Below are 255 nucleotides of genomic sequence, written 5' to 3' on the forward strand. Positions count from 1 at the left end.
TCTTAACTTCTGGTTCATACTTGTCAGCATCTGTTTGTGCTGGTGTTGTATCTTTTACTGTTACAGGTACTTCTTTTTCTTCGCTTGTTCCATCTGGATAAGTTACTTTGATTTTTCCTGTGTAGTCGCCAGGTTTGTTTGTATCAATTGCTCCTTCTGGAGTTACATCTTCTACTTTTGTGCCTTCTGGAAGTTTGTCTAGGTTTGTTACGTTGTCTGTTAAGTCAACTTTTCCGCCTTTTTCGATTTCTTCCT

The 255-nt window shown here is 38.4% G+C and carries 1 protein-coding gene; it reads right to left on the minus strand.

All coding sequences use genetic code 11. The annotated features are described in order from the left end of the window. A partial coding sequence (locus ACU68Y_RS09215; RefSeq protein WP_446755925.1) for a Rib/alpha-like domain-containing protein occupies nucleotides 1–255 on the minus strand: 255 nt, incomplete at both ends.

The organism is Finegoldia sp. P1-F-LS, assembly GCF_052932205.1.